This is a genomic window from Streptomyces sp. ISL-11 (assembly GCF_018614525.1).
Lineage (GTDB): Bacteria > Actinomycetota > Actinomycetes > Streptomycetales > Streptomycetaceae > Streptomyces.
The window spans coordinates 48,247-56,238 of record NZ_JAGGOL010000071.1; the positions used below are offsets into that span (position 1 = coordinate 48,247).

The window sequence follows — 7,992 nt, forward strand, 5'->3', positions numbered from 1 at the left end:
CGCTTCTCAGAAAGCGGAAGCTGCGGTCCAGCATGTGGACACTGCTGACGAGGTGGCGGCCCCTGGGGAGCGTGGGATCACCGGGCCCGGCCGCGCCGGGCACAGCGCAGAGCGGGCGGCGTTGCCCGCTGCGCTTCCGGATTGTGCCCGATCGTCGAGGGCTTGAAACCGCGAGGTAACGCGTACGTTATGCGGGGGCCCGCATAAAGCATCACCCCAGGGCGGTGCCGAAGGCAATACCGAGGATGTAAGTCACACCCGCGGCCGCGCCGCCCAGCACCAGCTGGCGCAGTCCGCTGAACCACCAGGAGCGGGCCGTCACCCGGGCCACGACGGCCCCGCAGGCGAAGAGCCCGAGCAGCGCCAGCAGCACGGCGGGCCACAGCTCGGTGGCGCCGAGCAGGTAGGGCAGCAGGGGCAGCAGGGCGCCCAGCGCGAAGGAGCCGAAGGACGACACGGCGGCGACCGTCGGCGACGGCAGGTCGGACGGGTCGATGCCGAGCTCTTCGCGGGCGTGGATCTCCAGGGCCTGCTCGGGGTCGCTGGACAGCTGCCGGGCGACCTCGCGCGCGAGGAGCGGTTCGACGCCGCGGGACTCGTAGAGCGCGGCGAGCTCCGCCTGCTCGTCGGCGGGGTGCTTGCGCAGTTCCCGCCGCTCTATCTCCAGCTCGGCGAGGACGAGCTCGCGCTGCGAGGCGACGGAGGTGTACTCACCGGCGGCCATGGAGAACGCGCCCGCCGCGAGGCCGGCCATGCCGGCGATCACGATCGCCTGGGAGGAGGCGGAACCACCGGCGACGCCGGTCATCAGGGCGACGTTGGAGACGAGCCCGTCCATCGCACCGAAGACGGCGGGCCGCAGCCAGCCGCCGTTCACATCGCGGTGCGTGTGGTTGTCGCGATGCGCGATGTGCGGTGCCGCGACGGCTTCCAGGACAGACATCTCTCCGGGTGCTCCCTTTCCCCAAGGGGGTACGGGCCTTGTCGCTCGCCCCCTGGGTCGAAGGTACGCACGAAGAGGGGCGCGGCGCTAGCAAGGAAGGCCGAACTTACCTCTGTGACCTGCGGTTTTGCTGTGGGCCGGGCGAAAGTCGTCGTACGGAGCGGCCAGTTCGGCACGGGTCGCGCAGCTGCGGGCTACTTTGCCGCCTGCGGCGGCGGGCGCCCTGCGGGCGCGTCCTCAAGCGCCGGACGGGCTTGATTCGGCTGGGCTCAGCCGCTTCAGCCTGTCCGGCGCTTGAGGACACAACACAGCAGCCCGTCGGGCGATTGAGGACACCACCGCACAGCGGTGGTGCACACGACACGGCCCGCAGCGCCCGCTCACTTCCCGCCGCGACGGCGAAAGGCCCCCGCGGAGGAGTCCGGCGGTGCCGGAAAGCCTTCCGTGGGGGCCTGATACGCCGCGTCAGAGCTTCTTCGGCTCCGGGGAGCCCGACTCCGCCTTCTCGCCGTCCTCGACGGCACCCGGTTCCACCACGAGCTCCCGGCCAGGGCACCGCTTCGCGGAGATCACCATGTAGACGACCGCCGCGATGAAGACCACGATCGACGTCCAGCCGTTGAGCCGCAGGCCCAGGACGTGGTGCGCGTCGTCCACGCGCAGGTACTCGAACCAGAAGCGGCCCACGGTGTACGACGCCACGTACAGCGCGAAGGCCCGCCCGTGCCCCAGGGTGAAGCGGCGGTCCGCCCAGATGACCAGGCCCGCGATGGCCAGGCACCACAGCGACTCGTACAGGAACGTCGGGTGGTACGTACCGGCGATCCGCCCGATCGCCGGGTCCGCGTCGATCTTCAGGGCCCACGGCAGGTCGGTCCTCTTGCCGTACAGCTCCTGGTTGAACCAGTTGCCCCAGCGGCCGATCGCCTGGGCCACCGCGAGGCTCGGGGCGAGCGCGTCCGCCCAGGCGGGGAGCGGGATGCCGCGGCGGCGGCAGCCGATCCACGCGCCGACCGCGCCGAGCGCGACCGCTCCCCAGATACCGAGGCCGCCCTCCCAGATCTTGAAGGCGTTGACCCAGTCGCGCCCCTCACCGAAGTACAGCTCGTAGTCGGTGATCACGTGGTAGAGCCGTCCGCCGACGAGCCCGAAGGGCACCGCCCACACGGCGATGTCGGCGACCGTGCCCGCCCGGCCGCCGCGCGCGATCCAGCGCCGGTTGCCGAGCCAGACGGCGACGAAGACGCCGATGATGATGCAGAAGGCATAGCCGCGCAGCGGGACGGGTCCGAGATGGACCACCCCGGTCGACGGGCTGGGAATGTAAGCGATGTCCATGGCAGCACCGACGCTACCCTGCCGGGACGCGCGCACGGCAACCCACCCGGAGCAACAGCTGCGTAACGCCCTCAGCCCTTGGTCCCGGACGTGACCATCTGACGCAGCTTGTCGGGGGTCAGCGGGTTGCTCTGGTCGCCGTAGACGTCCTTGCCGTCGAGGAGGACGGTCGGGGTCGCGTGGTAGGAGGACTTGCCGAACGCGTCGTGGGACTTCTTCACCCAGCTGTCGTGGGTGCCGTCCTCGACGCACGTGCGGAAGGCCGGCGTGTCCAGGCCCTGGACCTGCCCGGCCAGCTCGATCAGGCGCGACTTCTTGCCGAAGGCGTCGTCGGTCTCGGGGGGCTGGTTCTTGTAGAGCGCGTCGTGGTACTCGGCGAACTTCCCGGCGTCCTGGGCGCAGGCCGCCGCGTTGGCGGCGTTGAGGGACCCCTTGCCGCCGAGGTTCTTGTCGATCAGCGTGACCAGGTGGTATTCGGTCTTGAGCCGGCCCTTCTTCTCCAGGTCGCGGACGGTGTCGCGGAAGCCGACCTCGAACTGGCCGCAGCCGGGGCAGCGGAAGTCCTCGTAGACGGTCAGGGTGGACTTGGCCGCGGCCTTGCCGACCGGGACGGTGACGGTGTCCTTGCCGGTGGCGCCCTGGGGCGCGACCAGCGGGCCGGCCGTCTCCTTCTTGCTCTTGCCCGCGTTGGCCACCAGGGCGCCGATGCCGGCGCCGACGCCCAGGACCGCGACCACGACCGCGCCCGCGATCAGGGCCCGCCGGCGCTTGGTCCGGGCCTCTTCCTTCTGGCGCTGTTCCTGCAGCCGCTCACGGGCGGTGCGCTTCCCCTCAGGGTTCTTCTGGCTCACGTCCCGGTACAACGAACCGGGGGCGCGGCCTGCGCGCCCCCGGTCGTCGGTTCCTTCAAAAGAGTTACGAACGCCCGCGTACGCCCTCGGCGAGTTCACCCGCCAGAGTGCGGACGGCGGCCAGGCCGGCCTCCAGGTCGGGGGCGTCCAGCAGCCGCTTGACGAAGGCCGAGCCGACGATGACACCGTCGGCGAACTGCGCTACCTCCCGCGCCTGCTCGGCGTTGGAGACGCCGAGGCCGACGCAGACGGGCAGGTCGGTCACGGCCCGGGTGCGGCGCACCAGGTCCTGTGCCTCCTGGCCGACGGATTCGCGGGTGCCGGTGACGCCCATCAGCGAGGCCGCGTAGACGAAGCCGCTGCCCGCCGCCGTGATCTTGGCGAGCCGCTCGTCGCGGCTGCTCGGGGCGACGACGAACACGGTGGCCAGGCCGTGCTGGTCGGCGGCCTTGCGCCAGACCTCGGACTCCTCGACCGGCAGGTCGGGCAGGATGCAGCCCGCTCCCCCGGCCGCCGCGAGGTCGGCGGCGAACCGCTCGACGCCGTAGGCGTCGACGGGGTTCCAGTAGGTCATGCACAGCACGGGCGCGCCCGTCGCGGCGTGCGCCTCGCGGACCGTGCGGATCACGTCGACGATCTTGATGCCGCCGCGCAGGGCGATGTCGTCGGCGGTCTGGATGACCGGGCCGTCAAGGACGGGGTCGCTGTGCGGCAGCCCGACCTCGACGATGTCGCAGCCGCCCTCCAGCATCGCCGTGACGGCGCGTACGCCGTCGTCGACGGTCGGGAAGCCGGCGGGGAGGTAGCCGACGAGGGCGGCGCGGTTCTCGGCCCCGGCCTTGGCCAGGACGCCGCTCAACAGATCGATGGTGCCGCTCACTTCGCCCCCTCGTCGTACAGCCCGAAGTAGCGGGCCGCCGTGTCCATGTCCTTGTCGCCGCGCCCGGAGAGGTTCACCAGGATCAGCCCGTCGGGGCCGAGCTCCCGGCCGAGCTCCAGCGCGCCGGCGAGCGCGTGGGCGCTCTCGATCGCCGGGATGATGCCCTCGGTGCGCGAGAGCAGCCGCAGCGCCTGCATGGCGTCGTCGTCGGTGACGGCCCGGTACTCGGCGCGGCCGGTGTCCTTCAGGTACGAGTGCTCGGGGCCGATGCCGGGGTAGTCGAGGCCGGCGGAGATCGAGTAGGGCTCGGTGATCTGGCCGTCCTCGTCCTGCAGGACGTACGAGCGGGAACCGTGCAGGATGCCGGGGGTTCCGGCGGTGAGGGTGGCGGCGTGCTCGCCGGTGGCGAGGCCGTGCCCGCCGGGCTCGCAGCCGACGAGGCGGACGCCGGTGTCGGGCAGGAAGGCGTGGAAGAGGCCGATGGCGTTGGAGCCGCCGCCGACGCAGGCCACGGCGGCGTCCGGCAGGCGGCCGGCGCGCTCCAGGATCTGGCGGCGGGCCTCGACGCCGATGACCCGGTGGAAGTCGCGGACCAGCGCCGGGAACGGGTGCGGGCCGGCGACCGTGCCGAAGAGGTAGTGGGTGCGGTCGACGTTGGCGACCCAGTCGCGGAACGCCTCGTTGATGGCGTCCTTCAGCGTGCGGCTGCCGGACTTCACGGCGATGACCTCGGCGCCGAGCATCCGCATCCGGGCGACGTTGAGCGCCTGGCGCTCGGTGTCGACCTCGCCCATGTAGATGGTGCACTCCAGGCCGAAGAGCGCGCAGGCGGTGGCGGTGGCGACGCCGTGCTGGCCGGCGCCGGTCTCGGCGATGACGCGGGTCTTGCCCATGCGCTGGGTGAGCAGCGCCTGGCCCAGCACGTTGTTGATCTTGTGCGAGCCGGTGTGGTTGAGGTCCTCGCGCTTGAGGAACACCCGGGCGCCGCCGGCGTGGCCGGCGAAGCGCGGCACCTCGGTGAGGGCGCTGGGGCGGCCGGTGTAGTTGACCATCAGGTCGTTGAGCTCGGCCGCGAAGGCGGGGTCGGCCTTGGCCTTCTCGTACTCCTCGGCGACCTCGTCGACGGCGGCGACGAGGGCCTCGGGGATGAACTTGCCGCCGAAGGCGCCGAAGTAACCCTCGGCACTCGGCGTATGACCCTCCGGGTCCGGAACAAAGAATTCAGAGGACACGTACGTACTCCTCGGACAGGTAATGAGGTGCTGGGCAACGGGTGGGTGGGCGGGAAAAGCCCGCCGCAGGCGCAGAGGCGCCGCACCCGGCAATGGCGATCGACTAGCGCGACGCGCCGCCGCGCCATCGCATCCCGTTGATCTGCCCGGGCTCACAGCCGATGTGATACCGCACGCGACGCCCCAGAACGCGCCGCGCGGGCGCACGGCAGCCACGTGGCCTGCAGCCGCGGGCGAGCCGTGCGTACGTCCTCATCCCGGTCAGCCCCGGCCGTGCCGCAGCGCGGGGTGCGCCCCGGCGGCGACGAGGTCGGCGACGGCGCCCTTGGGGTCGCGGCCGGTCACCAGGGACTCGCCCACCAGCACGGCGTCGGCGCCGTCGTTGGCGTAGGCGATCAGGTCGTGCGGGCCGCGCACCCCGGACTCGGCGATCTTGATGATGTGGTCCGGGATCTCGGGTGCGACGCGGGCGAACGTGCCGCGGTCGACCTCGAGGGTCTTGAGGTTGCGGGCGTTGACGCCGATGATCCGGGCGCCGGCGTCCACCGCGCGCTGGACCTCCTCCTCGTCGTGCACCTCGACCAGGGGGGTGAGTCCGATGGACTCGGCCCGCTCGATCAGGGAGACGAGGGCCTCCTGCTCCAGCGCGGCGACGATCAGCAGCACCAGGTCGGCGCCGTAGGCGCGGGCCTCCCACAGCTGGTAGGCCGTGACGATGAAGTCCTTGCGCAGGATCGGGATGTCGACCTTGGCGCGGACGGCCTCCAGGTCGGCGAGCGAGCCGCCGAAGCGGCGCTGCTCGGTCAGGACGCTGATGACGGCCGCGCCACCGGCCTCGTAGTCCGCGGCCAGGCCGGCGGGGTCCGCGATCGCGGCGAGCGCGCCCTTGGAGGGGCTGGAGCGCTTGACCTCGCAGATCACGTTGACGTTCTCGCCGCGGAGGGCGGCGACGCCGTCCTTCGCCTGCGGGGCCTTGGCAGCCCGCTCCTTGAGCTCGTCGAGGGTGACGCGCGCCTGCCGCTCCGCGAGGTCGGCACGGACTCCGTCGATGATCTCGTCGAGCACACTCACGCGAGCGGCCCCCTTCCGGACTCGGATGGTCTGGGCTGGTGCGGCGGGAAATGTCGAATCTTCCTCACCAGGCACTGCGATGGTACTTGCCGGAGGGCGAAGGTTTCGCATCCGGTTGACGCACGTCCCACAACGTGGATGCCCAGTGGACACCCGCGGGGCGCCTACGGGAAGACCGCGTGGGACGGCGGGGTGACCGCGCGGGGACGGGGCGGGAAGTCCTACGGGACCAGCGAGGATCCGAACGGCAGGTTCCGCAGGACGGTGAAGGCCAGGACGAGCGCGCCCAGCGTCCACCAGTGGGCGGGGCGCCGCGGGGGTGCCGTCCCGCCTCCTCCCCGCAGGGCCCTGGCGCACCACAGGAGCCACAGGAGGGCGCAGGCGGCGTATCCGGCGACGGCGAGGGCGTTGGCGCCCAGCGCGGCGGTGAGGTCGCCGTGGCACAGGGCGTGGATGCTGCGCAGTCCGCCGCAACCGGGGCAGTACAGGCCGGTGTGGCGCAGCAGGGGGCAGGCGGGGTAGTGGCCGGGCCGGTTGGGGTCGACGGCGCCGACATAGGCGACGGCCGTGCCGAGGGCGGCGGCGACGCCGAGCGGGGCGGCCAGGCGGCGCGCGGGGTGTCCGGGCGCGGTGCCCGGCGAGGGGACGTGCGCGCGGTTGTCGGCGCGGCCCTCCGGCGGGCCGTCGGTGCGGTCCGGCATACGGGGAAGTCTCCGCCGGACGGCGCGAAGGCGCAGCCCGGAGTTCCGTACGTTCGGCCGTACGGGCCCGGACCGCGCCTTCGGTGCGTGGGTGGGGTGCCGGTCAGCCCTGGGGCTGCGCCTGCGGCTCCCGCTTGGCCGTGCTGCCGCCCTTGGGGGCCATGCCCATCCCCATCATGCGCATGATGCCGCCGACGATGCCGCCGAGGGCGATCACGCCGATGCCCGCCCAGAACCCGACCGGCTTGGCCGCCACCATGAACGCGCCGGCGACGCAAAAGCCGATGAAGGCGATCGTGACACCGGTCCAGGCGGCCGGGGTGTGTCCGTGGCTGGTACCCGCCATGACTATGACTCCTCGTTGCTGTGGGCGCGCCCGCGGGCGCGGAGAACGCTCATGGTCATTGTCCCCGACGTCGGCGGCCGCCTCGATCTGGGGTGGGGCGTGTCACGGCCGAGTCACGGCCGGGCGTCCCGGGTGGGGTCCTCGCCACGGTCGAGGGCCTTCCACAGCTCCTCGGGGCGCTCGGGGTCGGGGGCGGTGCGGCGGGCCCGGAGGCGGGGGGTGCCGTCGCGCTCGTAGCGGCTGGACATGGTGGGCCAGTCGCGGCCGTGGCGCAGGGCGAGGAGCCCGGCGAGGAGCAGCAGGACGCCGCCGGCGAGGGCGACCCAGGGCCAGGCGGTGTGGGTGACGCCGGTGACGGCGGTGCCGGTGAGGCCGTTGGTCCTGGCGGCCTTCTCGGCGAGGGCGGAGGTGTCGAGGGCGCCGGCGACGGAGGCGGCGGCGACGCCGGCGCCGCTGAGGGCGAGCAGCGCGGCGACGACGGTGCGCCAGACGCCGCGGACGGCGAAGACGGCGACGAGCGCGGCGAGGGCGACGATGGCCAGGGCGCCGGGCAGGCCGTTGACGTCGGTGCCGCTGGCGTGTTCGGTGACGGCGTCGCGGACGCCGGCGGCCCGGCCCTCGGCCCAGGTG

General features: G+C 72.7%; 10 protein-coding genes. All 10 read right to left on the minus strand.

Annotated elements, in window-relative coordinates; translation table 11 throughout:
• Positions 1–211: 211 nt before the first annotated feature.
• Positions 212–943, minus strand: coding sequence for a VIT1/CCC1 transporter family protein (locus tag J7E86_RS16095; RefSeq protein ID WP_215082361.1), 732 nt, complete (start codon positions 941–943; stop codon positions 212–214).
• A 465-nt stretch (positions 944–1,408) separates the two neighbouring features.
• Positions 1,409–2,281 (minus strand): prolipoprotein diacylglyceryl transferase, encoded by an 873-nt coding sequence (lgt, locus tag J7E86_RS16100; protein ID WP_215082362.1) that lies wholly within the window; start codon positions 2,279–2,281, stop codon positions 1,409–1,411.
• A gap of 71 nt (positions 2,282–2,352) precedes the next feature.
• The gene (locus J7E86_RS16105; RefSeq protein ID WP_215082363.1) at positions 2,353–3,132 is read right to left on the minus strand and encodes a thioredoxin domain-containing protein; all 780 of its coding nucleotides are present in this window, start codon (positions 3,130–3,132) and stop codon (positions 2,353–2,355) included.
• A 64-nt stretch (positions 3,133–3,196) separates the two neighbouring features.
• Positions 3,197–4,012, minus strand: a complete 816-nt coding sequence (gene trpA / locus J7E86_RS16110) for a tryptophan synthase subunit alpha (protein WP_215082364.1) — start codon at positions 4,010–4,012, stop codon at positions 3,197–3,199.
• Positions 4,009–5,244 carry a tryptophan synthase subunit beta gene (trpB, locus tag J7E86_RS16115; protein ID WP_215082365.1) on the minus strand — a complete coding sequence of 412 codons (1,236 nt, stop codon included), beginning with the start codon at positions 5,242–5,244 and terminating at the stop codon, positions 4,009–4,011. The genes trpA and trpB overlap by 4 nt, the downstream gene beginning before the upstream one ends.
• A gap of 103 nt (positions 5,245–5,347) precedes the next feature.
• Positions 5,348–5,500, minus strand: coding sequence for a tryptophan biosynthesis modulator TrpM (trpM, locus tag J7E86_RS32050; RefSeq protein WP_374223806.1), 153 nt, complete (start codon positions 5,498–5,500; stop codon positions 5,348–5,350).
• Positions 5,501–5,505: 5 nt separating this feature from the next.
• On the minus strand, positions 5,506–6,315 hold the full coding sequence (gene trpC, locus J7E86_RS16120; protein WP_215082366.1) for an indole-3-glycerol phosphate synthase TrpC: 810 nt from the start codon (positions 6,313–6,315) through the stop codon (positions 5,506–5,508).
• Positions 6,316–6,536: 221 nt separating this feature from the next.
• Positions 6,537–7,016 carry a DUF2752 domain-containing protein gene (locus tag J7E86_RS16125; RefSeq protein ID WP_215082367.1) on the minus strand — a complete coding sequence of 160 codons (480 nt, stop codon included), beginning with the start codon at positions 7,014–7,016 and terminating at the stop codon, positions 6,537–6,539.
• 103 nt (positions 7,017–7,119) lie between these two features.
• Positions 7,120–7,362, minus strand: coding sequence for an HGxxPAAW family protein (locus J7E86_RS16130; RefSeq protein WP_215082368.1), 243 nt, complete (start codon positions 7,360–7,362; stop codon positions 7,120–7,122).
• 113 nt (positions 7,363–7,475) lie between these two features.
• Positions 7,476–7,992: TIGR02234 family membrane protein (locus tag J7E86_RS16135; protein WP_215082369.1), on the minus strand; the 517-nt coding region annotated here is incomplete at its 5' end.

What these genes read in the sequence shown, in the direction of transcription:
- J7E86_RS16095 (WP_215082361.1), bottom strand. Translation starts at nt 943, where the DNA reads ATGTCTGTCCTGGAAGCCGTCGCGGCACCGCACATCGCGCATCGCGAC.
- lgt (WP_215082362.1), bottom strand. Translation starts at nt 2,281, where the DNA reads ATGGACATCGCTTACATTCCCAGCCCGTCGACCGGGGTGGTCCATCTC.
- trpM (WP_374223806.1), bottom strand. Translation starts at nt 5,500, where the DNA reads ATGAGGACGTACGCACGGCTCGCCCGCGGCTGCAGGCCACGTGGCTGC.
- J7E86_RS16125 (WP_215082367.1), bottom strand. Translation starts at nt 7,016, where the DNA reads ATGCCGGACCGCACCGACGGCCCGCCGGAGGGCCGCGCCGACAACCGC.
- J7E86_RS16130 (WP_215082368.1), bottom strand. Translation starts at nt 7,362, where the DNA reads ATGGCGGGTACCAGCCACGGACACACCCCGGCCGCCTGGACCGGTGTC.